The organism is Vulcanimicrobium alpinum (genome assembly GCF_027923555.1).
Lineage (GTDB): Bacteria > Vulcanimicrobiota > Vulcanimicrobiia > Vulcanimicrobiales > Vulcanimicrobiaceae > Vulcanimicrobium > Vulcanimicrobium alpinum.
Window position 1 is genome coordinate 3,343,524 of sequence record NZ_AP025523.1, and the last position, 25,832, is coordinate 3,369,355.

Genomic DNA, 25,832 nt, shown 5'->3' on the forward strand with positions numbered 1-25,832 from the left:
GAAGGCATGCAACATGGAAGGTTCATCGCGGCGCGCGCGCCAAACCGCGGCGGATGCGCGTGTATGTCGCCCGGCACGGCGAGACGACGTGGAACCTCGAGGGGCGCTATCAGGGACGACGTGAGTCGGCGCTGACGTCGCTCGGGATGCGGCAGGCGTTCGCGCTCGCCGACGCGATGGACGCCGCCGGCGTAATGCGCGTCATCGCGTCGCCGCTGCTGCGCTGCACCGCGACGGCGAAACCGTCCGCCGACCGGCTCAACCTCCGCATCGAACTCGACGACCGGCTCATCGAGATCGCGCACGGAACGTGGGAAGGGCGTCTGCGCGACGAGATCGCCGCCAACGACGGCGCACGGTACCGCGCCTGGCGCACCGATCCCGCAAATGTCGTCTTCGACGGCGGAGAGACGCCGGAACAAGTGATGCGCCGCTGGCGGGACTTTGCGCAGAGCCTCGCGCCGGGAGTGCCGACGCTCGTCGTCACGCACGACGCGGTCGTGCGGATCGCGCTGCTCGTCGCCGAGAAGCGCGCCCTCTCCGCGTTCTGGGACACGTCCGTGGAAAACGGGGCGTTCGCCACCTTCGAAGTCGAAGGCGACGAGTGGCGGATCGTTGAGGAACGCAGTTCCGGGCATCTCGCAGGGATCCGCGCCGACGTCGAAGGTCAGGCCCTCTAACGCGCCTGTATGCGGTTCAGTAGCTCGGCGCGCCGTGTGCCAGCACGGTGCCGTGCGCGTCGACGATCGCGACGTCGTCGACGCGTCCTGGACGGCGCGTGAACAGCGTTGCCGGTGCCGCGCCGGAAAGCGCGCCCAATTCGCCCGTGCGTCCGCCGCGACGGACGACGACGCGCGCACCCGCGGGGACGCCGCCGGCGACGATGAAGCACCACGCCCCGTCGCGCGCGTACAGCGCCTTCGCCGATACCGCGGGCGCCGACGCGAGCGTGACGTGCGCGAAATGCGACGATGCGAGCGCGGTCAGCGCTACGTCGGTGCGCGCGAGCTGCGCGGACGCGCCGCGTTCGCCGATCCCTTCGATCACCGACGTCGCCGCGAACACGAGCGCCGCGGCCGACGCGAGGCCGAAGCCGAGCCGCAGGCGGCGTGGGGCACCGGTGGCTTGCGGCTGGGCTTCGACAAGCTCAGCGTGACGTGGCAATGGGCGGAGCGCTGCGGCGAGCGACGCCGCAGCGGCTTCGGCATCCGCGACACGTGCGCGGCAGGCGTCGCACGACGCGAGGTGCGCTTCGATCGCTCCACGCTGCTCCGGCTCGGTCATTCCGAGCGCATACAGCTCCGCGTCGTCGCCGAGATGCCGATCGTTCACCATGGACCTCCTTGTGCCAGCGCGCCGTGCAGACGCCGCAGCGCCCCGGCGAGCCGGCTTTTCACCGTTCCGAGCGGGACGCCGCCCGCGAGTGCGATCTCCGCCAGCGTGCGGCCGCCGTAGTACGCCTGCACGATGACGTCGCGCTGCGCCGCAGGCAGCGCGTCGAGCGCGCGATGCAGACGCTGCGTTTCGACCGGATCGATCGCGGCTGCCGCATCGGGGAGCTCCGCCGCCGGCGCCGCGCGATATTCGCGTGCAGATCGACGGCGCGCGCCGCGCGCCTGATCGAGCGCTTCGCGCCGGACGCAGGCGATCAGATACGGGAGCAGCGCACCGCGCTCGGCGCGGTACGCGCCCGAACTCCACACGCGTACCAGCGCGGCATGCACGGCGTCCTCCGCCGCGTCGCGGTCGCCGAGCACGTGATAGGCCACCGCACGCAGGCGCGCGGCGTGCGTGCGGTAGGCGAGTTCGAACCCCTCCCCGTCGAACGCCATGGCGGGGGCTTCGACGCAGGTCAGGCGCGTGCCAGCGAGACGTCCCGCCACGAGGCGGCCGCTTCCACGTCGACGGTGCGGTAGCCGAGCACGTGCAAAAGCGATCCCTGCGAGACGGCGAGCGGTCCCGGTTTCGCGCCCGGCGTTCCGGGCGCAGCCTGCGGAAACGCCGTCGCGCGCGCCGTCGCGAAGCGGATCGCGCCGTCGGTGTGCTCGACGATCTGGTGAATGTGCCCGTTAAGCACCGTAACGGCCGCGAAGCGGCGCAGCATCGCGATCGCCTTCACGCCGTCGGTCGTCGTCCAGCCCCACTCCGGCGCAACTGCGAACAGCGGGACGTGACCGAAAACCACGATCGGCGTGTCGCTCTTGCGCGCGGCGAGATCCTTCCCCAGCCACGTCAACTGCTCGTCGCCCAGCACGCCCATCGTCTCGCCTTCGCCGACGTTGATCAGCGCGACGAAGTGCACGCCGCCGTCGTCCCACGACGACCACCCGCGTCCCACCGCATCTTTGCGCGCGAACGATGCCGCGAAGCGCTTCGGGCCTTCGGCCCCGATCACGTCGTGTTCGCCGGGCAGCGTGATCAGCGGCGCGCGCAGACCGCTGAGGATCGCGCGCGCGTCTTCGAACTCCGAGGCCTTGCTGAGGTGCGTGACGTCGCCGGTATGGATGACGAACGACGGCTGTGTCGGCAAGGCGTTGATCGACGCGACGGCACGCTCGAGCGTGCCGTGCACGCTCTCGTTTGCGGGACCCGTGTAGCCGATGTGACTGTCGCTCACCTGCACGAACGACAACACGCGCGGTGCTGCGTCCGCGGCGCGGACGATCCCGTCCGGGCCGAGCGCGTACACGATCCCTGCGCCGGTCCAGGCGACGTGGTTGATGAAACTGCCGCGTTTCATTTCGCCGCGCTGCCCACGACGATCGTGCCGTGCATGAACGGGTGCACGGTGCAGTGGTATGCCACGGTCCCCGCCTTGGCGAACGCGCGCGTCCACAACTGGCGCTGGTTGAGGCCTTCGGAATCCCACGAGCCGTCGTCGGCGGTCACGGTGTGCGCATCGTCGTCGTCGTTGACGAAGGTGACCGTCGCACCGGGCTTCACCGTCAGCGTCTTCGGAACGAACGCGTCGTCCTTGATGTGCACGGTGGTCGTCGCCGGTGCCGTGCCGGCCGTGACCGGCACGGGAAGGAGCGCCGCGCCGAGCGCGGCTGCCAGGAGCACTCTCATGCCCCGAGTACGCCGCCGCGACCACCGCGGTTCGGACGAATTCAGCCCTTGACGGGCGGCGCCGGCAAGGGGCGCGCGATCGCGAACGTCGACGGCGGCAGTGACGCCGGGAAGCGCCAGTGCGAAAACGTCAGGCGCTCTTCCGCCTTTCCGCCTTGCACGCGAGCGGACGCGCTCGCGCCGCTCGCCACCCAAAACGAACCGCTCTTCGCAAACGTGATCGTCCCGCTGCCTTGGTTCTGGCGGATCCGGAACGCGATCGCCGCCGGCAGAAACGTCACGCCGTCGATGGTGAGTTCGGTGACGGTGTATCCGTTCCCGGACCCATTTGGCGTCAGCCGGAAGACGTAGTCGGCGTGATGCCCGTCTTTGCGCGACCCGAGGTACTCGAAGTCGTACGCTTCGGGTTTCGGCGCCAACGCGGCGACCCGGTAACGATACGGGCGTCCGCGGAAGATGCGCACCTGCGGCCGCGTCGCGCGGGTGCCGTTGACGGCGATGATCTCGTCGCGTTCGTCGTTGCCGTGGCGAAAGATGCGATGCGTCTGCTCGAGCGTGCGCGTCCCGGTCTGCTCGAGCGTGTACTCGACGGTGAACGTGCGCGGTTCGACGAGCCGCGCGAGGGACTCGCTGTAGCGCGCGACGATCGCGTCCGGCGCGTACGGCGTCGGCGCCTGAGCGACCGGCGCGGCGTGCAGCGCGCCGGCCGCGACGAGGACGGCGATCACGCCGCGCCGTTGACGCCGTGCAGCGCGGCTCGCATCGCCGCAAGCGCCGCCTCGGCGCCGCCGGGATCTTTGCCGCCGCCTTGCGCCTGCGCGGGCGCACCGCCGCCCTTGCCGCCGACCAGCGGCGCGGCGAGCTTCACCAGATTGCCGGCGTGGACGCCGGCCTTCACCGCGTCGTCGCTGGCGCTCACGAACAGCGACGCCGTCCCGTCGTCGACGCCGACGAGCGCGACGACGCCGGAGCGTAGCCGCGCGCGAATCGCGTTGCCGAGCGAGCGCAGCGCCTCGGCGTTCGCCTCGCGCACGACCGAGGCGACGACGTTCACGCCGTGCACGACTTCGGCAGCGTCGACGTACGACGCGGCGTCGGCCGCCGCGAGCCGCGATTTGATCTCGGCGAGCGCGCGCTGCAGATCGCGCACGTCGCCCTGCAGACGCTCGACGCGCTCGACGATCTCGTCGGGCTTGGCGGCGAGCGACTCGCTCAGCGTCGCGATCGTCTCCTGCTGCTGCTCGACGTAGCGTTCCGCAGCCTTCGAGACCACCGCTTCGATGCGGCGCACGCCGCTCCCGATCGAGCTCTCGCTGACGATCACGAACATCCCCAGTTCGCCGGTCGTGTGCGCGTGGGTTCCGCCGCAGAACTCGACGGACGGGCCGAACTGCACCACGCGCACGCGGTCACCGTATTTCTCGCCCGCCATCATGATCGCGCCGGTCTGCTTCGCCTCGTCGAACGGCAGCTCGCGCATGTGCTGGTGGAGGTCGTCGCGGATCAGTTCGTTGACGCGCTGCGTCACCGCACGTTTCTGATGCGGGGTGAGCGCGCCGGACGAGCTGCGGAAATCGAACCGCATGCGGTCGATCCCCACCCACGAGCCGGCCTGCATGACGTCCTCGCCGAGCACGTCCTTGAGCGCGCGCTGAAGGAGATGCGCCGAGGTGTGGTGGCGGCGGATCTCTTCGCGCCACTCCGGGTAGACACTGGTGCTCACGGGATCGCCGACCGCGAGCGTTCCGCGCACGAGCCGTCCGTGATGCGCGATCGCTTCGCCGACGTACTGCGTGTCGGACACCTCGAAGACCGCATCGCCGTGCGTGATGCGGCCGCGGTCGCCGACCTGACCGCCCTTCTCCGCGTAGAACGCGGTGCGGTCGAGCAGCAGTTGGGCTTCGGTTTCGGGCTCGATCGCTTCGACGGGTGCACCGCCGACGAGGATCGCGCGAATCTCGCCCTCGGCTTCCAAACCGCCGTAGCCCTCGAATGCCGACGAGAGCGTCGGCACGTCGGTCACCGTCACCATCGCGCGCTTCGCGGCGGCGTCGGCGCGCGCGCGTTCGCGCTGTTCGGTCATCTTCTGCTCGAAGGCGACCGCGTCGACCGCGACGCCGCGTTCGCTGGCGATCTCGCGCGTCAGTTCGTACGGGAAGCCGTAGGTGTCGTGCAGCACGAACGCGTCGGCGCCGGAGATCGCCTGCGTCCCGCTCGCCAAGGCGTCGTCGATCTCGCGTTCGAGGAGCTCGCTGCCGCGGTCGAGCGTGCGGAGAAAGCCCGCCTCTTCGGTGCGCAGCGCGTTCTGCACGTCGACCAAGCGCGCGCGCAATTCCGGATAGCCGCTCTCAAGCGACGCGACCACGGCGGCGGCGAGATCGGCAAGAAATTCTCGCGGATAGCCGAGCAGACGTCCGTTGCGGATCGCGCGGCGGATCAGGAAGCGCAGGACGAAACCGCGCTCGGTGTTCGAGGGATAGACGCCGTCGGCGATCAGAAACGTCGCGGCCCGCGCGTGGTCGGCGATGATGCGGCGGCGCACGAGCTGTTCGGCGGGCGCGAGGGACGTCGCACCGACCGCAGGCTGCGCGGCGATGAGATCGGTGAAGAGGTCGGTCTCGTACATCGAGACCTTGCCGTTGGCGACGGCGAGCATCCGCTCGAAGCCCGCGCCGGTATCGATCGCCTTGCGCGGGAGGTCGCTGAGCTTGCCGTCCGCGCCGCGATTGTACTGTTGAAAAACGACGTTCCAGATCTCGACGAAGCGGTTGCCCTTGTTGGGACCGTCGTCGTCAGGGCCGAGCGCGTTCCCCGCGCCGGTGTCGTAGAAGATCTCGCTGCACGGACCGCATGGACCGGTCGGGCCCATCGTCCAGAAGTTGTCTTCGTCCCAGCGCGAGATGCGCGCGGGATCGAGGCCGACTTCGTTCTCCCACAAGCGCTGCGCCTCGTCGTCCGAGGTGTGGACGGTGACGTACAGCTTCGCCGGATCGAGCGTGAGGACGCCGGTGAGAAACTCCCACGCGAAGCGGATCGCTTCGGATTTGTAGTAGTCGCCGAACGAGAAGTTCCCGAGCATCTCGAGGAACGTGCCGTGACGCCCGGTCCGGCCGACGTTCTCGATATCCGACTTGGCGCCCGCGACTCGCAGGCAACGCTGCACCGTGACCGCGCGCGGCGCCGGCGCCGGCGCGTCCCCGAGAAAGACCGGAACGAACTGCTCCATCCCCGCGATCGTGAAGAGCGTGGTGCTCATCTCGTCGGGGATCAGCGACGCGGAGGGCAGATACGCGTGACCGTTGCGGACGAAGTAGTCGATGAACGCTTGACGGAGTTCTTGGGAAGTCATGGCCGACCAGTGGGGTTCGCGCGCCGGCACGACTCATCCGCCCTCGGTCACGCACCCCGTCACGCTGAGCCTGTCGAAGCGCCGCCCCACGTACGCGGCCGCCGGGCGGAGCGAGCGGCCGCACGTGGGCGGCCGCGCTTCGACAAGCTCAGATTCCGTGTCCGCCGTCATGCCGATACGGGTTGATAGGGCCGCTGATTCTTGAGTAGCGAGTAAGCCAGGCGCACGAGCTTGTGCATCACCGCCAGGATGATTTGCTTGCCGCTCTTACCGCGCGCTTCGAGGCGATCGGCGAGCTCCTTGAAGGCCGGGACTTTGCGCTTTGCCGTCAGGGCAGCCATGTAGAGTGCCCGCCGGAGCTTCGCGTTGCCTGTCTTGCAAATGCGCGGCTTGCCTTTCACCGAGGTCCCGGACTGCCGCTCTGCCGGCGTAAGGCCGGCATACGCCGCTGCGGCTTTGGCACTATGGAGCCGATGCACCGGCAACTCCGCAAGCACGTTTGCCGCTGTCAAGGACGCGACGCCTGGTATGGTCTGAAGAAGCTGCGCGTTCCGGCTTAGCGTGACATCCGAGCAAAGAACACCTTGGATCTGCGACTCGATCTGCTTGACCATCTCCGCGATACCGACCAGATGCGTTTCGTTCATTTTGAGCAGCGTTGCTCCGACGGCGACGGATTGCACGATCTGCGTAAGGGCAATACGCTGCGCGATGAGCTGGTCGCGATACGCCAGCAAACCGCGCAGGGACAGGATTTCGTCGCTATCAGGCTCCCAGAGCGCGGGGCGCTCGGAGGCGCAGAATTGGGCCAGCATTCGAGCGTCGACCGCATCGGTCTTGGTCCGCAGCAAACGGCTCTTCGCAAAATATGCCGTACGCGTCGGGTTCACCACGCTCACCCGGATTTTCGCTTTGTGCAAGTTCGCCGCTAAGTTGCGCCAATACGGCCCGGTTGACTCCATGCACACATGAACCTCGTGGGCGCGATGCGTGCGCAACCAACTGCGAAGCTTTCTGAAGCCGGTTCGCGTGTTCTCAAAACTCGCCTCACTGCGCTTCTCGCCGCGTTGCAAGCAGCAGTGGAACGTGTCCTTAGAGATATCGACGCCCAACATGCTCATCGCAGGATTTCCCTCTAGCAGGCCGATGAAAAATCGGCCGAGTTGATGTTGGCGTGACGGCGTTTTTCGCGTATTATAAGAGCAAGTCTCCTCATACCTTGGTGAGGTTGCGGCCGATGCGGACTCATGATGAGCAGCGTGCATCCGTTTGGACGACGTTGCAGCCGGAAGACACCGTGCCCGGCGATCATCCGTTGCGCCCGATGCGCGTGATGGTCAACGAAATTCTGCGCGAACTCTCGCCGGAGTTTTCCAAGCTCTACTCCCGACGGGGCCGGCCATCGATCGCGCCGGAGAAGCTGCTGCGAGCCTTGCTGTTGCAAATGTTCTACTCGATCCGCAGCGAGCCGATGCTGCTGGAGCAGTTGCGTTACAATTTGCTCTTTCGTTGGTTCGTGGGCTTGAGCATGGACGACAAGATCTGGGACCCCTCGACGTTCAGCAAGAACCGCGATCGGTTCTTGAATGGCGAAATCTCCGAGCGGTTCTTCGCCGCCGTGGTCGAGCGGGCGCGTGCCGACGAACTGCTCTCGAACGAGCATTTCACCGTCGATGGGACGCTAATCGAGGCGTGGGCCAGCCACAAGAGCTTTCGGCCCAAGTCGGACGACGAACCGCCGACCTCGAGCGGCGGTCGCAACGAGGGCGTGAACTTTCGTGGCCGGCCGCGCAGCAACGAGACGCACGTCTCGAGTACCGATCCGGACGCGCGGTTGTACCGCAAGAGCAGCGGCGCGCCGGCGATTCTCGGCTATCTCGGACATGCTCTGATGGAGAATCGCAACGGCTTGATCGTCGGCGTAAAGACCACTCGCGCGACCGGGATCGCCGAACGCGAAGCAGCGCTGGAATTGATTCGCGGGGTCAGCGGAAGCAACCGAATCACGCTCGGCGCCGACAAGGCGTACGATACCAAAGACTTTGTCGAGGCGTTGCGAGCGCTCAACGTGACGCCGCACGTTGCTCAAAATACGACCCGTCGCCGCAGCGCGATCGACCGCCGAACCGTCCGCCATCCGGGCTACACGGTGAGTCAACGCAGGCGCAAGTTGATCGAGGAGAGCTTCGGGTGGGGCAAGACGATCGGCCGATTGCGCAAGGTGCATTTCCGCGGGCTTGATCTGGTCGGCGACATTGTGCGCTGGACGGCCGCGGCGTACAACTTGATCAGGATACGCAATCTGAGGGCCGCGACATGATGCGAAGTGATGCTGACCCGAGGGGCGTTTTCGAGATGAACCGCTCGGCAACGGGCTTCGAGAGGTCCGCCGACCTCCCGAAAACCGTGCTGAACGGGCAGTTCGCGAACCACGCGCCGATTTTTTCACGGGGCTGCTAGGTTCCGGCGTAGCGATCATCTTACCAGGCTCATGCATACGGGCTCGTCGCAGACGGCCCACGATTCCGTTCGGCTGATCGCTTGGAGGTTGGTGCGAGCGCCAATCTGAGCTACGGGCTCTTGGGCCCAGGCGTGACGACGGCGCTCGACACCGCGTAGGGGGATGATTCGTTCGAGTCATCCCCCTACCCCATCATATGAGCGTGACGGTGCTCAGAGCGCAGCTTGGACGATACGCGCCTCAGACGGACGGTGCTGCGTCAGCGCGGCGCAGCCAGGCTGCCAGACGCGACCACGTCCCGCAGGCCGGGGACTGCGCGCTGGGCTCTTCCGTGCGCAGTGACGGGTAGAGCCGGTCGATGTCGAGCGCGCCGCCTCGGCGGACGGGCTCGTCGTCGCGACGGGCCGGCGAGAACGATGAGGGCCGCAGGCCGAAACGGACGGACGCGGCGACGGGGTCGGTCGAGTAGATCATCGCAGGTGCTCCTCGGTGTGCGGGGGTGATGCGAGAAGCGTAGGGACGCGCCGCGCGCCGGGGATGCGGGCTACCACCTATATTCGCGATCGGCGGTACCTTGGTCGGCGGCGGCGAACGAGCGATGCGGCGACATGATTGATGCGCGTGGCGCCCTGGTCGGCCGGGACGCCCTCCTTAACCGCCTCGGCGGAACGCTGCACGAGGCCGCGCTTGGACGGTGCTCTCATCGTGCTCACCGGCGAAGCCGGGGTCGGCAAGACATCGATCGCGGAAGCCTGCGCGACCGACGGTGCCGCGCGCGGCTTCCATGTCCTCAGCGTCGCGAACTACCACTCGGCGCGGGCGCCCTTCGGCCCGTTCTTAGAGGTGATGCGGATGCTCGCGCGCGAGCGGCCCGAGGCGGTCCCGGCGGCCGCTGGCGATCGGCTCGTGTTCGAACGCTTCATCGGGACCGCGCCCGTAGCCGGATCCGAACAGCCGCTCGATAAGCGCCGCTTCTTCGTCGTCGCCGCCGAGGTGCTCGAACGCTCCGCCGCGGTCACGCCGCTGCTCGCGATCGTCGAAGACGCCCATTGGTCCGATCCGGAGAGCCTGGAGTTCCTGCGCTTTTTCGCGCCGCGTCTCGCAACGGCACCGATCGTCGTGATCGTGACGCTTCGTACCGACGCCGACGATGACGCCCTCGCCGTGCAGATCGACGCGCTCTCGCGCCTGCCCGTCACGCAGCGCCACACGGTGACGCCGCTCGACGATCGCTCGCTGCTCACGATCATCACGCTCTCCGCGCCGAACGTCTCTCTCGACGCCGAGAACGCCGCGGCCCTATGCCGGCGCGCGGAGGGCAATCCGCTCATCGCACTCGAGCTCGCGCGCGACGCCGCTTCGGGCGCCCCGCTGCCGTCGTCGTTCGTCACCGCGATCGGTGCGCGTTTGCGCAACCTGCAGCCCTCGGAACGAACCGCGATCGAAGCGGCGTCGGTCGTCGGGAGAACGTTCGCGTTCAGCGACCTCCAAGCGCTGCTGAACCTGCCGCGAACGACGCTGATCTCGGCGATTCGCGGCGCGCGTGACGCCGGGATCGTCGAAGAGACGGCGATCGGGTTTGCGTTTCGACACGAACGCCTGCGCGAAGCGGTCGAGACCCGCATGCTCGCGGTCGAGCGTTCCGATCTTCACCGTCGACGCGCGCTCGCGCTCGAGGCGCTCGGCGGCGACGCGGCGCTGCTGGCGATGCATTGGGCGGCTGCCAACGAACCGGCGCGCGCCGCGCCGTTTGCCGAACGCGCCGGCGACGAAGCGATGGCGCGCGATGCCTTCGCGACCGCACGCGCACGCTATCGCGAGGCGCTCGCGGGATCGGACGACGACGCGGCCGTGCGCCTCGAACCAAAGCTCGCGCGCGCGTCGGAATCGCTCGGCGACGCAGCGGGCGCGGCGCGCTGGTACGATGCGGCGGCGCAACGCGCCCGCGCGGCCGGCACGGACGACGGGCGATGGCGACTGCGCGCTGCGGATTCGCAGTACCGCGCCGGGCACCGCGACGAAGCGATGGCGGCGGTGCGGCTGCTGCTCGCGGAGACGGCCGACGCGTCACTACAGTTCGACGGCGCCGCGCTGCTCGCGATGTATCATGCCTATGCCGGCGAGGCCGAGTTTGCCGAGCATTTCATCGGCGTTGCGCGAGGCTACGACGGTCCGCGAGACCCGATACGCGCTCTCGCTTGCCTGGGCGCGCGCCGTCACGGCGATCCTCCGCGACGACGACGCATGGCTGGAGGCCGCCAACGATGCGGTCGCGATCGCGGAGGCATCGGGCGACGCGGGCCTGATCGCGATCAATCTAGTCAACTACAGCGGCATGGCACTTCCCCGCGGCAGGCGTCATGAGGCGCGCGCGGCGCTCGACCGCGCGATCGCATTCGCAGATCGAAACGGCCGCTCGTACGCGGCGGCGTACGGGCGATGCTATCTGGCCGAAGCTCAATTGCTCGCCGGCGACCTCACGGGCGCGAGAGCGTCCCTTCTGCAGGTCGCATCTTTTCCTATCGACGCCTCCATCGTTCGCACGTTTGCCGCGACGGTCGCCGTCGAGCTTTCGCTTTACCTCGGAGTGGAAGCGGCGATCCCCGCCCTCTCGTCGACCGCGATCGTCGACGAGGCGTTTGCGACCGGTGAGGCGAGCCGCTTCGCGCCGCTCGCTGCGGCCCACGCACGCCTCGCTGCGCGCCGCGGCGACCCCGCTGCGGTCGCGGATCTCATCGGTCACGCGCTTCCGGCGGTGAAGGCGTTCGCGTACGCCAGCGCCGCGCTACTCGCATTTTGCGAACTCGGCGGAAATGACGAAGCCGCAATCGTCCGAGGGCTGCTTGGACCGATACCGTCGGTCGGCGTCGAACGCGTTCACCACCTGTTGATCGAAGCGGTGTTGGCGCAAAAGGCCGGGGATACCGCGACGGCGCGGCGGCGGGCAATCGTTGCGGCGGATGCAGCGGAACGCCTCGACGCGCCGCTGCTGCGAGCGAAAGCGCTCGAATATGCCGGGCGTGGGAACGAAGCGCTGGCAATCTATCGAGCGCATCACGCCGAGGGCGAAGTGCGACGCTTGAGCGGAGTCAAGTCCCAAATCTGCTGTAATTCCGGTTCGTCGATCGCGTAAGTTAGGCTGCTCTTCTGTCTCGTTTTACGGCGGCCGGCTTGGCCACCGTCGTTGCTTTCCATTCGAAGTATTCGGTCATGTCGAAGTAGGCTCGGCTTAACCATTCGTCGTTTTGCTCGGAGAGTAACGCGCCGACCATGCGAATCGCTGCGGCGTCGTTTGGGAAGATGCGAATGACTTTCTCCCGGCGACGAATCTCTTCATTGAGCCGCTCTTGCATGTTGCTCGTGCGCAGTCGCCGGCGATATTTCTCCGGCAGCGGCAAGATCGCAAACATGTCTTCGAACGCTCCTTCCAAGCACACGCACGACTTGGGCGCCGTTTCTGCGAAGCGGGCCATGAATTCCGCATATCGACGCTCAGCCTCTTTGCGATCAGTTGCGAGGAAGATCAGCCGAGCTGCAACGGTTACGTTTTCCCGTTCTTTCTTGGGCGCGTGATCGAGCAAGTTCTTCATCACGTGGAACTGGCAACGCTGCCACGTCGCGCCGACGAATTGCTTGGCGATCGCCTCACGCAAGCCCGAGTGATTGTCGGAGACGGCAACGTCGACGCCGTGCAAGCCGCGTGCTTTGAGGCCGCGAAAGAACTCGTTCCACGTCGCAAAGCTCTCCGAATCGACGATCGAAAGACCAAGGATTTCTCGGTATCCGTCAGCGCGAATGCCGCTCGCGATGAGCAGCGCTTTGCTGACGACGCTCTTGTCGGTGCGCACCTTCGTAAAGAGCGCGTCAACGATGATGAACGGGTACGCCGCATCAAGCCGACGATTCAAGAATCCCGCGACCGGCTCGTCAAGGGCCTTCGCGAGGCGACTGACCGTCGACTTCGAAAACGACGTCCCACACAGACCTTCGGTTATCCGCGTGACCTTCCGCGTCGAGACGCCGTTGACGACCATCTCCATCAGGCCCACGACAAAGGCTTGTTCGCTGCGGCGATAACGCTCGAAGATGTCGGTTGAGAAGCTGCCGTCGCGCGTCTGCGGCACGCGCAGGACCAGCGATCCGACGCGGGTCGAGAGCTGTCGATCGCGATACCCATTCCGATAGCCCTCCCGTTCTTGACAGCGTTCGTACCGCTCGGCGCCCAGATGATCGCGCATCTGCGCCTCGAGCACTTGGTTCAAAATCGTTTCGACGAGCTTCCCGAGCGCCGCAGGTTGATCGAGCAACGCTGGAATCGCGTCGCGGGATAGGGTAAGATCGTAATCGGCCACCGTTCCGGTCCTTTCGATTGAGGTGTTGAACAACGTCAATCTTCGAACCGGAGCGGTGGCTACCCGCCCGCTGAATTTACATCAATTATAGGGACTCTGCCGCTCTTGCATGTTGCTCGTGCGCAGTCGCCGGCGATATTTCTCCGGCAGCGGCAAGATCGCAAACATGTCTTCGAACGCTCCTTCCAAGCACACGCACGACTTCGGCGCTGTTTCTGCGAAGCGGGCCATGAATTCCGCATATCGACGCTCGGCCTCTTTGCGATCAGTTGCGAGGAAGATCAGCCGAGCTGCAGCGGTTACGTTTTCGCGTTCTTTCTTGGGCGCGTGATCGAGCAAGTTCTTCATCACGTGGAACTGGCAGCGCTGCCATGTCGCGCCGACGAATTGCTTGGCGATCGCCTCGCGTAAGCCCGAGTGATTGTCGGAGACGGCAACGTCGACGCCGTGCAAGCCGCGTGCTTTGAGGCCGCGAAAGAACTCGTTCCACGTCGCAAAGCTCTCCGAATCGCCGATCGAAAGACCAAGGATTCCTCGGTATCCGTCAGCGCGAATGCCGCTCGCGATGAGCAGCGCTTTGCTGACGACGCTCTTGTCGGTGCGCACCTTCGTGAAGAGCGCGTCAACGATGATGAATGGGTACGCTGCGTCGAGCCGGCGATTCAAGAATCCCGCGACCGGCTCGTCGAGTGCCTTCGTAAGGCGACTTACCGTCGATTTCGAAAACGACGTCCCACACAGACCTTCGGTTATCCGCGTGACCTTCCGCGTCGAGACGCCGTTGACGACCATCTCCATCAGGCCCACGACAAAGGCTTGTTCGCTGCGGCGATAACGCTCAAAGATGTCGGTTGAGAAGCTGCCGTCGCGCGTTTGCGGCACCGCAGGACCAGCGATCCGACGCGGGTCGAGAGCTGTCGATCGCGATACCCATTTCGATAGCCCTCCCGTTCTTCGCAGCGCTGGTAACGCTCGGCACCCAGATGATCGCGCATCTGTGCCTCGAGCACTTGGTTGAGAATCACTTCGACGAGTTTGCCGAGCGCTGCCGGCTGATCGAGCAAAGCTGGAATCGCGTCGCGGGATAGGGTAAGATCGTAATCGGCCACCGTTCCGGTCCTTTCGATTGAGGTGTTGAACAACGTCAATCTTCGAACCGGAGCGGTGGCTACCCGCCCGCTCAATTTACATCAATTATAGGGACTCGGCCCAATCGATCGCATCGCGGTCTCCTTTTCGGCACAGGGGGATGCACCAAGTGTGCCGCACCCGGCCTCACCGGACCACGGACAACTTCCCCCGCCAACCCGTACAAATGCACCCGCTCACGTTGGAGGAAGGGCAAGGATGCGGATCGTCTTCGCCGACAACGTGCTGCTGGAAGAGCGCGCCGGCGGCTTCGCGGTGGCGCCGCAGCCGCACCTCGGCCTGATCTCGCTGATCGCCGTGGCACGCGAACACGACCACGAGGCGCTGCTCGACGATCCGAAGCTGGCGCTGCTGCGCGGCGACCTGCGGCTGGGTCCGCGCTTCTACGAGGACGCGGCGGAACGCGTGGTCGCCGCCGGTCCGGACGCGATCGGATTCACGTCCTTGGGTTGCAACTTCGCGTGCACCGTCCGCATGGCGGCGGCGGTGCGGGCGATGCGGCCGCACGTGCCGATTTTGCTCGGCGGTCCGCACGCGAGCATCGTCGATCGCGAGATCCTCGACGCGTTTCCGCACTTCGACGCCATCGTACGCAACGAGGCGGAGGCGACGCTCCCCGCGACCCTCGACGCGCTCGGCGGCCGCGGCGCGCTCTCCGCGATCCCGGGGATCACGTTTCGCGAGCTCGGCGCCGCGGTGCAGACGCCGGGCAGCGGGCCGCTGCTCGATCTCGACGCGCTCCCGTTTCCGGCATACGACGCGTTTCCGGTCGCCGACCTCGGGTTGACGTCGCTGCGCGTCGATGCCGGCCGCGGATGTCCGTTCGGCTGTACCTTCTGCTCCAGCGCGAGCTTCTTCGGCCGGCGCTACCGGCTCAAGTCACCGCGGCGGCTCGCAGACGAACTCGACCGGCTGGCGGCGACCTACGGCATCACGCACTTCGGGCTCACGCACGACCTCTTCACCGTCGATGCGCGGCGCGTCCGCGCGTTCTGCGAGGAAATCGCCCCGCGCGGCTACACGTGGACGTGCTCGGCGCGCACGGACTGCGTCGACGACGCGCTCCTTGCGACGATGCGCGAGGCCGGCTGCACCGCGATCTATTACGGCGTCGAAACGGGATCGCCGCGCCTGCAGCCGCTGGTCGGCAAGCACCTCGATCTCGACCTCTACCATCCGCGCATCGAAACGTCGCTGCGGCTGAAGATCGACACGACGGTCTCGTTCATCATCGGCTACCCGAACGAGACCGCCGCCGACCGCGCGGCGACGCTGGAACTCGCGGGCGAGAGCATCGCGCGCTATATCGAGGGACTCGCGGTGCAACTCCACCTGCTGACGCCCGAACCGGGAACGGCGCTGCACGCGGAATATCGCGAAACGCTCGCGTTCGACGGTCACCTCACCGATTTCAACTTCCCGCTGCTCGACCCGGCCGACGAGGCGCTGCTCCGCGCGCATCCGGACGCCTTCGTGTGCCATCACTACTACCGCGTCGACGACGACGGTCGCGACGACGCGATCGCTCTCGCCGACGGATACGGCTTGCTCTACGGCGCCGGTCATCGTTTGCTCGCAGCGCTGCAGGCGGCGAGCGGTCTGGCGTGGCCGGCGTTTGCGCGCGAAGTGGGACGGATGCTTCGCGCCGCACGCGGCGATCGCGGCGCCGCGCTGCAGGGCTGCGTGGACGCGCTGCTCGGCGTCGATCATCCGCTTGCAGATCTCGTTCGTTACCGTCTCGCGGTCGCCGAGCTTCGGCCCGAGACCGCGCGCCGCGTCGACGGCGCGACGGCGACGGGGCCGATCCGTCTTTCCGCGTCGGTCGTTCCGGTGCGCGAAGGGCGCGACGGACGCCGCCTGCAGCAGCGTCTTCACGACGCCGCGCCGCTCGACGAGCCCGCGCTTCCGCGCACGCCCTCCCTCGTCGTCGGCGACGCTCGCGGCGAAAACGCGGGCGCGTTCGCCGTCGATATCCGCACCTGCGAACTCGCGCTCGTCCTGCGCGCGCCGGCGACGCGCGCGCAGCTCGCCGCAGCGTTTCCCGAGGACGACCTGGATGCGCGCCTGTGGTCGCTCTCGATGATGGGCGCGATCGTCGAGCCTCAGCCGGGCGACGACATCCCAAGGCGAAGCAGCATCGTCTCGTCGGCGACGGGGGCTTCGCTCGGCGGCACGTAGAGCGTCGCGATCGCCGAGACGCGCGCCGAGGCGAGCGAAGCAAGCGGCATGCGTTCGATCGCCGGATCGCAGAGCGCGTTCGACGCCGCTTGGTAGACGACGGCTTCGTGCGTGCCGCCGTAGTGCGCGGCGAGCACCTCGGCCAGCACGGCCAGACCCGCACGGTTCCACGCGCCGGCCTCGCGCTTGATGCTGCGCTCGCCGATCACGCCGATCTGCCACAGCACCAGCGCGCTGCGCACGTCGATCCCGCGCCGATAGACGAGAAAATCCGTCGCCTCGTAACTCTGCAGTCCCGCGGCGTCCGAATCGCGGGCGAGGAGAAGCAGATATTCAGCGATCAGTGCCAACGCAGTCGACGTCCTTTCCGGTGATGCAGACGGCGGCTAGCTTCCCTGTGCCGCCTGGGCTGCCTCCTGATCGTCGAACAGCGCCCCGCGCGCGAGCGCATTCTGCAGATCCGCGGGGCTCAGCCGCTGCGCGAGCGCGGCGCGGGTGCGCGCCTGCAGACCCGAGATCAGCAGCGCCGAGCGGAACGCCGAGTGCGGCGCCCGCGCCTCGACGAGACCGAGCAGCGTTGCGGCGCGTACGTCGTCGCCGGTCTGCTGCGCGACGGCGGCGGCCACGATCAGCGATTCGAGAAACGCCAGCGGAAGCTGCGCGTCGAGCAGTTCGCGCGGGGCCCGTTGGCCGTGCGGGATCGCTTCGCCGACGCGGCCCGCCGCAAGCAGCGCGTGCGCGAGGTGATAGTGCGCGTACGCCGAGCGGCGCGCATCGCCCAGACGCTGCAAGATCGCGAGCGACTCTTCGAGGAAGTCCACCGCCCGCGCCGCGTTGCCGGCGACCTGCTCGGTTTCGCCCTGACAGCGGCGCAGCAGCGCGAGGTCCGTGTCGCTGCGATCGGCCGCGATGACCGCCTCGGCTTCCGCGAAGAAGCGGCGCGCGGTCGTCACGTGGGCACGATAGGTGTGCGAGACGCCGATCAGCACGAGGAGACGCGCCGCGGCCGTCTCGTCGCCGGCCGCGCGCGCGAGTTCGAGACCCTCGTGAAAGGCGCGCTCCGCTTCGAGGTAGTCACCGGTGTTGATCAAGGTTTGACCGAGATAGATCAGCGCGTCGCGCCGCTCGGGGACGTCGGGGACGCTGCGGTACCGCGCGACCGCGGCCTGCACGCGATCGAGCGTGATCGTCGAGAACGGCATGACGCGTGCGGTCTCTATGAGGACCTTCGCCGCGAGCAGCGGCTCCAAATTGTCGATCAGGCCCTGCATCGCGATCAGCCAGCGCGTCCCTTCGTGGTAGCGCCGCAGGTCCCAGAACGCTCCGAGACTGGTGACGATCTCGGCACCGGCTGCGAAATCGTTGCGTTCGTCGATTGTCCAGTGCAAGGCGGCGCGCACGTTCTCGATCTCGCGCTCGATCATCCCGAGCCACACGCGTTGCGGCCGCTGCTTGACGAGCGCGCCCGCTTCGAGCGCGAACGTTCGTACGTACGCCGCGTGGCGACGCGCGACGTCGGGCCGTTCGCCGGCCGCATCGAGCTTCTCCGCGGCGTACGCATGCGTCGATTCGAGCAGCGAGAAGCGCTGCTCGTCGCCGCCGATCTCCGCCACCACCAGCGACTTCTCGACCAGCGAGATCAGCAGTTCGGGGACGTCGTCCGCCAAAATCGGGCCGCCGGTGCACACCGCGATCGCGGCGTCGAGCGTCCACTGGCCGGCGAGGATGGCGAGCCGCGTGAACACCAGCCGCTCGCGCGGGGTGAGCAGATCGAAGCTCCAATCGATCAAGGCATGAAGCGTCCGCTGACGCGGCAGCGCGGTTCGCCGGCCTGAGGTGAGCAGGCGAAATCGCTGGTCGAGCCGCTCGGCGATCTGTCCGACGCTGAAGGCCGGGAGCGCCGCCGCCGCCAGTTCGAGCGCGAGCGGCAGGCCGTCGAGGCGTCTGCAGATCGTCGCCACCGCATCCCGGTTGTCGTCGGTGAGCGCGAAGCGCGGATCGAGCGCCGATCCGCGTTCGATGAGGAGTTCGACGGCGCCGAATGCTGCGGCGTCGCCGGCGCCGAGAACCGTACCGTCGGCGGGCGCGGCGAGTACCGGAACGCGATACGTCCGCTCGCCGTCGATGCGCAGCGCCTCGCGGCTCGTCGCCAGGACCCGCACGCGCTCGCAGTGGGACACGAGTGCTTCAACGGCACGCGCCGCGTCCTCGATTACGTGTTCGCAGTTGTCGACGACGATCAGCAGGTCGCGTTTCTGCAGGGTCGCGATGATGACGTCGAGCAGCGGACGCGCCGAAACTTCGCGGATGTCGAGCGCCGAAGCGAGCTCTTGCAGTACCAGCGTTCCGTCGTCGAGCGCCGCGAGATCGACGAACCACACGCCGTCGGCATAGCGCTCGAGCAGATCGAAGCACAGCTCGACGGCGATGCGCGTCTTGCCGACGCCGCCCGGCCCCGCCAGCGTCACGATGCGGTGCGCCGCGAGCATCTGCTGGAGTGCGGCGCGCTCCTCGACGCGATCGATGAAGCGCGTGAGCGGACGCGAGAGATTGTGCCGGCGCGGTGAGGGATGCGTGTCGGCGGCCGACGCCGGGGCATGGACGTCGGCCGCCGAGGGCCGGCGCGCGAGCGATTCGAGCCGCGCGGCGCTTTCGGAATCGAGCGCGAGCCCGTCGATCAGCAGCGCCAGGGTCTGGCGTTGCGGAGCTTTGCGGCTGCCGCGCTCGAGGGCGCTGATCGCCTCGACGCTCAAGCGCGCGCGTTCGGCCAGCGCTTCCTGCGACAGTCCCTTCGCGAGGCGGAACTGCCGCAGCAGCGCACCGAACGGCGAACGCTCCTTGCCGCTTTCCAGTGCCGACCTCCGCACGCACGCCGGCGCCGCCGGGGCGGCGCCGCTTTCTGCGCAGGAGTACGCGCCGGGCCGGGTCGATCCCCCCGATCACAAGGCCTTGCAGCGCAACGCTTTCCGCTCCATGCGCCAAGTTTGTCGCAGACGCCGCCGCGCGACCACGGACAACCCGGACGGCGACCCGTACAAACGGGTCGCGCCGGCTACTTCTCCTGGAGGAAGTTCTTCAGTTTCTCGAGCGCCTTCTGCTGGAGGCGCGAGACGTGCATCTGCGAGACGTTGAGGCGCTTCGCGATCTCGGTCTGGGAGACCGACTCGTAGAAGCGCAGGTAGAGGATCACGCGCTCGCGGCCGGTGAGCACTTGGAAAGCGCGTTCGAGGTTGGCGCGGTCCTCGAGCAGTTCGAGACCGGCGTCGTTCTGTCCGACGTAGTCGGCCAGCGTCTGAGATTTCTTGTCGCCTTCGCCGTTGAGTTCGGTGTCGAGCGAGAGCAGGTTGTACGCCTGGCCGAGCTCCTGCGCTTCGAGGATGTCTTCTTCGCTGGCGCCGAGATGCGACGCCAGTTCCGCGACGGTCAGCGAGTGGCCGAGCTTCACCGTGAGCTTCTCGAGCGCGCGGTTGACCGCGAGGTTGAGCTCCTGCAGGCGGCGCGGGACCTTGACGGCCCAGCCCTTGTCGCGGAAGTAGCGCTTGATCTCGCCGACGATCGTCGGCGTCGCGTAGGTGGTGAATTCGACCCCGCGGTCGAGATCGAAGCGGTCGATCGCTTTGAGGAGTCCGACTGTGCCGACTTGGATCAGATCGTCGAGCGCTTCGCCGCGGTTGGCAAATTTGACCGCGAGATACCGCACCAGGTTGAGGTGCGCGACGACGAGGTCGTTGCGCAAGCGGTCGTATTCGCTGACGCCGGCGTTGTCGGGACCGCTGTCGAGCGAACGGTCCGCGCGCACTTCGGCGAACCGCGCGAACGCTGCGCGCGCGCGATTACGGTCCCACCGTTCCTCGTCGACATGGGGGGCTGACGACGACATGGCTTCCTTACGCGCTGACGTGTTTCGTCATCACGAGCTCGGTCCCGCGTTGCGGGTCGGTCGTGTAGTCGACCTCGTCCATGAGCGCGCGAATGAGGAACACGCCGAGAGCTTCCGTCCGGCCCTCGACGATCCCGCTGGGTTCCTTCGCTGTTTCGTGCGGACCGGTCGACGGATCGCGCACCGTGACGCGCAGCTCCGTCTCGATGGCGTCGCACACGATCTCGATCTCGCCCGCGTCTTCGCCGCCGGAGGCCTGAATCGAGTTGGTGCACGCCTCCGCGATCGCGAGCTTGATGTCTTCGATCTCGTCGACGGAGAAACGCAGCCGGCTGGCGACCGCAGCGACCGCGAGGCGCGCGACCGCGACCCACTCGGCACGGCCGGGGATCTTCAGCTCGACGGTTCCGTGCGACGACACCGGTCCGGGCAGGGTCGGGTTCACACCAGGGCCTTCATCGCACTCTGCTCGTCGTCGAAGATCCCGAAGATCTTCACGAGTCCGGTGATGTCGAAGATCTTCTTGATCTGCGGGTTCGTGCACACGAGGTTCACCGAGCCGCCGTGCTCGCGCACGCGCTTGAGGCCGCCGATCAGCACGCCCAGCCCCGTCGAGTCGATGTAGCGCACCTTCTCGAGATTGATGACGAGGTTGTAGTGTTCCTGATCGATAAGTTCGGTGATCGCGTCCTTGACTTTGGGTGAGGTATACACGTCGATCTCGCCCGTCAAGTCGACGACGTACGCGTCGCCTTCAGATTCACGAACGTTGACTTTGATATCCACCGTTTCTCCTAGCTTTCGTTCTCGAGAGTGGTGCGCTGACGGTCCGCGGCGTCTTTACCTTCGGCGACGGCTGCGTCGATGCGGGCTTTCGCGTCGGCCACGATCTGGCGTCCGCGTGCGAGGAGTTCGCCGGCGTCGCCGGCCGTGTCGCGAGCGCGCTCGCCGGCTTCGCGTGCTTTCGCCACGAGCAGGTCGCGCGTGTCCTCACCGGATTGCGGTGTTAGGACCATCGCGAGCGTTGCACCGGCGAGCATGCCGAGTGCGAGTCCGGTAATGAACCCGGCGCTTCCGCCGCGATCAGACATTCGTGTGTTCCTCTTTCGAAACGACTCCGTTGCGTCGCGTCCCGTTGACGAGGCGGCGTAATCCAGCGGTGATTCCGGCGAGCGTCGCCCCGATGTTCACGAGCGCCGGCGCGACCGCATCCGATGCGAGCTTCGCGGTGCTCCCGACCCCGCCGGCCACGCCTTCCAGCGTCCCCACCACGGCGCCGAGCCGCGCAACCGTCGCATCGGCCGTGTCGGCGATCCCGCCAACGTGGCCCAGTGTCTCGACGACCGGCGCCGAGACCGCCGAAATCTGACGGTCGACTTCGTCGAGCGTCTTGTTGACCCGCGCGAAGAGTTTGTAGAGGCCGAAGCAGACGACGAAGACACCGATGCCGGCGGCAAGCACCCCGACACCGATCAGAACGTCCCGAATGAACGCGCCGTCAGTCAAAAACCGATCCTCCGCGTGCTCGCTAGAGCCACGGTCGGCCCTTTCCCATAATTCTTCTCCGTTACACGGAAACGGGGATGCGTACGTCCGCTACTATAGCGGGCAACCGTCGAATGACCTCGTCGATCTCCGTCGACGTCGTTTCCCGCCCGAGCGAGAATCGCACGACCCCCGCGCGAAACCGCGCATCGAGTCCGATCGCCGCGATCACGTGGCTCGGCTCGGCCGAGCCCGCCGCGCAGGCGCTCCCGGCGGAGGCCGCGATCCCCTCGAGGTCGAGGCGGATCAGCAGCGCGTCGCCCGGCGTCTCCGCGAAGGCGAGCGACGCGATCGTCGGGAGGCGCGGAGCCGAGGCCGCGTTGACGACTGACCCGGGGATCGATGCGAGGATCGCCGTCTCCAGGCGGTCGCGCAGCGAGGCGACCCGGGGCGCCTGCACCGCGCGCTCGGCCTCGGCGAGCACCAGCGCGGCTGCGAGCGCCGCGATCGCAGCGACGTTTTCGGTCCCGGCGCGCAGGCCGTGCTCTTGGCCGCCGCCGACGATCAGCGGCGCAACCGGCGTCCCGCGGCGGACGTAGAGGACCCCGGCGCCCTTAGGGCCCGAGAACTTGTGAGCCGAGAGGGAGAGCAGGTCGACCCCGAGCGCGTCGACGTCGAGCGCGAGCCAGCCGGGAGCCTGAACCGCGTCCGTGTGGACGAGCGCGCCCGCCGCGTGCGCGAGCCGCGCGATCTCGGCGACCGGCTGCACCGTCCCGAGCTCGTTGTTCGCCAGCGCGATGCTGACCAGAGCCGTCTGCGGTGTGAGGGCCGCTGCGACCGCCGCCGGATCGACGCGCCCGCCGGAGTCGACCGGGAGGCGGGTGACGTTCCAGCCGTCCTCTTCGAGGAGGTCGACCGCGTGCAGGACGGCGTGGTGCTCGACCGCGGCCGTGATCGCGTGCCGCCCTCGGCTGCGGGTAGCGCGCGCCGCGCCGAGGATCGCGAGCGTGTCCGACTCGGAGCCGCCGCCGGTGAAGACGATCTCGCGCGGCGCGGCGCCGACCACCGCGGCGACCGCCTCGCGGGCGGCGTCGAGCGCGGCGCGGGCTGCGCGGCCCTCGGCGTGCAGGGAACTCGGGTTGGAGCTGCCGCCCAGCAGCGGAAGCATCGCCTCGACCGCCTCGGGACGCATCGGCGTCGTCGCCGCGTGGTCGAGAAAAACGCGGTCCATCACCCCATTGAACCGCCCACCGCCTCGGCCGCCGCAGTTATTTCGCTCTTATCGCAATTTATCGCATACGCAATGAAACTCGACTAATTCGGGTAAGACGGAGCGTGGACGAGGTGCGCAACCCGTACGGCCCGGGAGCCGGGACGCCGCCGCCCGCGCTGGTCGGGCGCGAAGCGGAGCTGCGGGCGTTCGAGATCAAGCTCGAACGCGCGAAGCTCGGGCGCCCGGCGAAGAGCCTCATCGCGACCGGGCTGCGGGGCGTCGGCAAGACGGTGCTGCTCAACCGGTTCGTCGAGATCGCGGAGCGCGCGGGCTATCGCAACGCGTTCATGGAGGCGTCCGACGGCGGCAATTTTCCGGCGCTCCTCGCGACGCACATCCGGCGGCTCATCTTCGAACTCGACCGGCTCGGCGCGCTCTCCGAGCGCGTGAAGCGCGCGATGCGCGTCTTCCGCAGCTTCACCGGGCGCTTTTCGCTGGACGGCACGCTCTCGTTCTCGATCGACGTCGACCCCGAACGCGGTGAGGGCGACAGCGGTGATCTCTCCGCCGACCTCACGGCGCTGATGGTCAGCGTCGGTGATGCGGCCAAGGACCGCCGCACCGCGGTGCTGTTCGCGATCGACGAACTGCAGTATCTCTCAGCGGTCGAGCTCTCGGCGCTGATCATGGCGGTCCACCGCACGACGCAGCTCGCGCTGCCGATCGTGGTGGTCGGCGCGGGGCTGCCGCAGATGCCCGCGCTCGCCGGCGAGGCGAAGTCGTATTCCGAGCGGCTGTTCGACTTTCCGCTGATCGGCGAGCTCGCGCCGGCCGACGCGCGGCGCGCCGTCGCCGAACCGGCGGCGATGGAAGGCGTCGAGTTCACCCGCGGCGCGCTCGACGCGATCGTGGGGATCACGCACGGCTACCCGTACTTCCTTCAGGAATGGGCGTATCACGTGTGGAACCGCGCGGACCGCTCGCCGATCGATGCCGACGTCGTGCAGGCGGTGACGCCGCGCGTCCTCGATCACCTCGACCGCAGTTTTTTCCGCGTGCGCTTCGAGCGCTGCACCGCGACGCAGAAAAAATACCTGCGCGCGATGGCGGAGCTCGGCCCCGGCGCGCACCGTTCCGGCGAAATCGCCGACGTCTACGGTGCGAAGGTGACGTCGCTCGCGCCGATCCGCGCCCAACTGATCAGCCAGGGTCTGATCTACTCGCCGCTCCACGGCGACACGGCCTTCACCGTCCCCCTCTTCGACGAGTTCATGAAGCGCACGATGCCGCGCTGAGTCACGCTGACTTAGTTGAAGGGGTCGTCGTCTTCGGGGGCGTGCGTAGTGCCGCGACGCTGGTCGATCCAGTCGCGAAGGCGTGCTTCGGCGCCTTGACGGCCGGGTTCGAAGTACGCGCGCTTCCCCAGCGCGTCGGGGAGGTTCGACTGCAGCGCGACCGCCGGCGGCAAATCGCCTTCGGCGTTCATCGCCGCGTAATCGGTGTGCGCGTAGCGGTAGCCTTCACCGTAGCCGAGGTTCTTCATCAGCTTCGTCGGCGCGTTGCGCAGGTGCAGCGGCGGCGGTTCGGTGCGCGAGTTCTGCACGTCGTCCATCGCCGCGCCGTAGGCGCGTCCCACCGCGTTCGACTTCGGCGCCGTCGCGAGGTAGAGCGTCGCGTGCGCGAGCGGATAGAACCCCTCCGGCATCCCGACGAAGTGCACCGCCTGCTGCGCCGCGATCGCGAGCGGGAGCGCCTGCGGGTCGGCGAGGCCGACGTCTTCGCTGGCGAGGATCACCAGCCGCCGCGCGATGAACAGCGGCTCCTCGCCGGCATCGATCATCCGCGCGAGCCAGTAGATCGCCGCATCGGGATCGCTCCCGCGAATCGTCTTGATGAAGGCGCTGATCGTGTCGTAGTGCGCGTCGCCGCCCTTGTCGTAGTTCGCGGCGCGGCGCTGCAGCGCGTCGGCGATCGTCTGCACGTCGATGCGCGGGTTGCCGCCGGCGTCCTTCGGCGCGGCGGCGGCGGCGAACTCGAGCGTCCCGAGCGCGACGCGCGCGTCGCCGTTCGCGAGGTTCACCAGCGCCTCGCGCGCCTCGTCGCTCATCGCGACGTGCAGCGTGCCGAGCCCGCGCTCCTCGTCGGCGACCGCGCGGTCGACGAGCGTGCGGATATCATCGTCGGAGAGCGCTTTAAGGACGAATACGCGCGAGCGCGAGAGCAGCGCGGAGTTCACCTCGAACGACGGGTTCTCGGTCGTCGCGCCGATCAGCGTGACGGTCCCGTCCTCGACGTACGGCAGCACCGCGTCTTGCTGGGCTTTGTTGAAGCGGTGGATCTCGTCGATGAACAGCACGGTGCGGCGTCCGGCGGCGCGCAGCTTCTGCGCGTCGGTGACAACGCGCCGCAGGTCCGCGACGCCCGCGCTCACCGCGGAGAGCGCCGCGAAGTGCGCGCCGGTCTGCTGGGCGATGATCTGCGCGAGCGTCGTCTTCCCCGTCCCCGGCGGCCCCCATAGGACCATCGAAGGGGCCTGATCCGACTCGATCGCGCGTCGCAGCGCACGGCCGGGGCCGACGATCTGCTCCTGACCGACGAACTCGTCGAGGGTGCGCGGGCGCATGCGCGCGGCGAGCGGCTCGCGCACCTTGCCGCCCGCACCGCCGCTCTCGTCGAAGAGCCCGAGCACTTCAGCC

24 protein-coding genes and 1 pseudogene are annotated in these 25,832 nt (G+C 67.7%); 6 read left to right on the top strand and 19 right to left on the bottom strand.

The genetic code is table 11. The features are described from left to right. The first annotated feature begins 53 nt into the window (after nucleotides 1-53). Nucleotides 54-680 (top strand): histidine phosphatase family protein, encoded by a 627-nt coding sequence (locus WPS_RS17130; RefSeq protein WP_317995670.1) that lies wholly within the window; start codon nucleotides 54-56, stop codon nucleotides 678-680. Nucleotides 681-696: 16 nt separating this feature from the next. Here the strand turns inward: WPS_RS17130 and WPS_RS17135 are convergent, their stop codons facing one another. From WPS_RS17135 to WPS_RS17165, 7 genes are all read right to left on the bottom strand, one after another. Further along, on the bottom strand, nucleotides 697-1,332 hold the full coding sequence (locus tag WPS_RS17135) for a zf-HC2 domain-containing protein (RefSeq protein ID WP_317995671.1): 636 nt from the start codon (nucleotides 1,330-1,332) through the stop codon (nucleotides 697-699). Next, nucleotides 1,329-1,832 carry an RNA polymerase sigma factor gene (locus WPS_RS17140; protein WP_317995672.1) on the bottom strand — a complete coding sequence of 168 codons (504 nt, stop codon included), beginning with the start codon at nucleotides 1,830-1,832 and terminating at the stop codon, nucleotides 1,329-1,331. The genes WPS_RS17135 and WPS_RS17140 overlap by 4 nt, the downstream gene beginning before the upstream one ends. 20 nt (nucleotides 1,833-1,852) lie before the next feature. Beyond that, entirely contained in the window at nucleotides 1,853-2,740 is an 888-nt protein-coding gene (locus WPS_RS17145) for a metallophosphoesterase family protein (RefSeq protein ID WP_317995673.1), read from the bottom strand. After that, nucleotides 2,737-3,069, bottom strand: coding sequence for a cupredoxin domain-containing protein (locus tag WPS_RS17150; protein WP_317995674.1), 333 nt, complete (start codon nucleotides 3,067-3,069; stop codon nucleotides 2,737-2,739). The genes WPS_RS17145 and WPS_RS17150 overlap by 4 nt, the downstream gene beginning before the upstream one ends. Before the next feature lie 41 nt (nucleotides 3,070-3,110). After that, nucleotides 3,111-3,797 carry a LolA-like protein gene (locus tag WPS_RS17155; RefSeq protein ID WP_317995675.1) on the bottom strand — a complete coding sequence of 229 codons (687 nt, stop codon included), beginning with the start codon at nucleotides 3,795-3,797 and terminating at the stop codon, nucleotides 3,111-3,113. Continuing rightward, nucleotides 3,794-6,418, bottom strand: a complete 2,625-nt coding sequence (gene alaS, locus WPS_RS17160; RefSeq protein ID WP_317995676.1) for an alanine--tRNA ligase — start codon at nucleotides 6,416-6,418, stop codon at nucleotides 3,794-3,796. The genes WPS_RS17155 and alaS overlap by 4 nt, the downstream gene beginning before the upstream one ends. 167 nt (nucleotides 6,419-6,585) lie before the next feature. Further along, nucleotides 6,586-7,539 carry an IS110 family RNA-guided transposase gene (locus WPS_RS17165; protein WP_317995677.1) on the bottom strand — a complete coding sequence of 318 codons (954 nt, stop codon included), beginning with the start codon at nucleotides 7,537-7,539 and terminating at the stop codon, nucleotides 6,586-6,588. A 116-nt stretch (nucleotides 7,540-7,655) separates the two neighbouring features. Between WPS_RS17165 and WPS_RS17170 the strand changes: the two genes are divergently transcribed. Then, nucleotides 7,656-8,738 carry an IS5 family transposase gene (locus WPS_RS17170; protein ID WP_317994189.1) on the top strand — a complete coding sequence of 361 codons (1,083 nt, stop codon included), beginning with the start codon at nucleotides 7,656-7,658 and terminating at the stop codon, nucleotides 8,736-8,738. Between the two features lie 381 nt (nucleotides 8,739-9,119). On the opposite strand, the gene WPS_RS17175 is transcribed toward WPS_RS17170, so the two are convergent. Beyond that, complete coding sequence (locus tag WPS_RS17175) at nucleotides 9,120-9,353, bottom strand: hypothetical protein (protein ID WP_317995678.1); 234 nt, start codon at nucleotides 9,351-9,353, stop codon at nucleotides 9,120-9,122. A gap of 141 nt (nucleotides 9,354-9,494) precedes the next feature. On the opposite strand from WPS_RS17175, the gene WPS_RS17180 reads away from it, so the two are divergent. Continuing rightward, on the top strand, nucleotides 9,495-11,243 hold the full coding sequence (locus tag WPS_RS17180; protein ID WP_405054911.1) for an ATP-binding protein: 1,749 nt from the start codon (nucleotides 9,495-9,497) through the stop codon (nucleotides 11,241-11,243). A gap of 223 nt (nucleotides 11,244-11,466) precedes the next feature. Then, nucleotides 11,467-12,012: a hypothetical protein gene (locus WPS_RS17185; RefSeq protein WP_317995680.1), complete on the top strand. Its 546-nt coding sequence runs from the start codon at nucleotides 11,467-11,469 to the stop codon at nucleotides 12,010-12,012. Between the two features lies 1 nt (nucleotide 12,013). On the opposite strand, the gene WPS_RS17190 is transcribed toward WPS_RS17185, so the two are convergent. Together WPS_RS17190 and WPS_RS17195 are read right to left on the bottom strand one after the other, a co-directional pair. Further along, nucleotides 12,014-13,231, bottom strand: a complete 1,218-nt coding sequence (locus WPS_RS17190; RefSeq protein ID WP_317995681.1) for an IS256 family transposase — start codon at nucleotides 13,229-13,231, stop codon at nucleotides 12,014-12,016. Between the two features lie 99 nt (nucleotides 13,232-13,330). Beyond that, nucleotides 13,331-14,340, bottom strand: a pseudogene (locus WPS_RS17195) (IS256 family transposase); the annotation flags it as partial. Nucleotides 14,341-14,578: 238 nt separating this feature from the next. On the opposite strand from WPS_RS17195, the gene WPS_RS17200 reads away from it, so the two are divergent. Further along, a complete protein-coding gene (locus WPS_RS17200) occupies nucleotides 14,579-16,558 on the top strand; it encodes a B12-binding domain-containing radical SAM protein (protein WP_317995682.1) in 1,980 nt (659 codons plus the stop codon). Here the strand turns inward: WPS_RS17200 and WPS_RS17205 are convergent. From WPS_RS17205 to WPS_RS17240, 8 genes are all read right to left on the bottom strand, one after another. Further along, nucleotides 16,483-16,908: an SAM-dependent methyltransferase gene (locus WPS_RS17205; protein ID WP_317995683.1), complete on the bottom strand. Its 426-nt coding sequence runs from the start codon at nucleotides 16,906-16,908 to the stop codon at nucleotides 16,483-16,485. The two genes, WPS_RS17200 and WPS_RS17205, sit on opposite strands and share 76 nt — an antisense overlap. Nucleotides 16,909-16,944: 36 nt before the next feature. Then, nucleotides 16,945-19,425, bottom strand: a complete 2,481-nt coding sequence (locus WPS_RS17210; protein WP_317995684.1) for an ATP-binding protein — start codon at nucleotides 19,423-19,425, stop codon at nucleotides 16,945-16,947. Nucleotides 19,426-19,610: 185 nt separating this feature from the next. After that, nucleotides 19,611-20,438, bottom strand: a complete 828-nt coding sequence (locus tag WPS_RS17215) for a SigB/SigF/SigG family RNA polymerase sigma factor (protein ID WP_317995685.1) — start codon at nucleotides 20,436-20,438, stop codon at nucleotides 19,611-19,613. Nucleotides 20,439-20,445: 7 nt separating this feature from the next. Then, complete coding sequence (locus tag WPS_RS17220; protein WP_317995686.1) at nucleotides 20,446-20,883, bottom strand: ATP-binding protein; 438 nt, start codon at nucleotides 20,881-20,883, stop codon at nucleotides 20,446-20,448. Further along, nucleotides 20,880-21,224 carry an STAS domain-containing protein gene (locus tag WPS_RS17225; protein WP_317995687.1) on the bottom strand — a complete coding sequence of 115 codons (345 nt, stop codon included), beginning with the start codon at nucleotides 21,222-21,224 and terminating at the stop codon, nucleotides 20,880-20,882. The genes WPS_RS17220 and WPS_RS17225 overlap by 4 nt, the downstream gene beginning before the upstream one ends. Before the next feature lie 8 nt (nucleotides 21,225-21,232). Further along, entirely contained in the window at nucleotides 21,233-21,529 is a 297-nt protein-coding gene (locus WPS_RS17230) for a YtxH domain-containing protein (RefSeq protein ID WP_317995688.1), read from the bottom strand. After that, nucleotides 21,522-21,899 carry a hypothetical protein gene (locus tag WPS_RS17235; protein WP_317995689.1) on the bottom strand — a complete coding sequence of 126 codons (378 nt, stop codon included), beginning with the start codon at nucleotides 21,897-21,899 and terminating at the stop codon, nucleotides 21,522-21,524. The genes WPS_RS17230 and WPS_RS17235 overlap by 8 nt, the downstream gene beginning before the upstream one ends. Nucleotides 21,900-22,005: 106 nt before the next feature. Continuing rightward, nucleotides 22,006-23,154, bottom strand: coding sequence for a cysteine desulfurase family protein (locus tag WPS_RS17240; protein WP_317995690.1), 1,149 nt, complete (start codon nucleotides 23,152-23,154; stop codon nucleotides 22,006-22,008). Nucleotides 23,155-23,258: 104 nt separating this feature from the next. Here WPS_RS17240 and WPS_RS17245 point away from each other — a divergent pair, with 104 nt between their 5' ends. Further along, on the top strand, nucleotides 23,259-24,431 hold the full coding sequence (locus WPS_RS17245) for an AAA family ATPase (protein WP_317995691.1): 1,173 nt from the start codon (nucleotides 23,259-23,261) through the stop codon (nucleotides 24,429-24,431). Between the two features lie 11 nt (nucleotides 24,432-24,442). Here WPS_RS17245 and WPS_RS17250 read toward each other — a convergent pair whose 3' ends face one another. Next, nucleotides 24,443-25,825 (bottom strand): replication-associated recombination protein A, encoded by a 1,383-nt coding sequence (locus tag WPS_RS17250; RefSeq protein WP_317995692.1) that lies wholly within the window; start codon nucleotides 25,823-25,825, stop codon nucleotides 24,443-24,445. Between the last annotated feature and the right edge of the window lie 7 nt (nucleotides 25,826-25,832).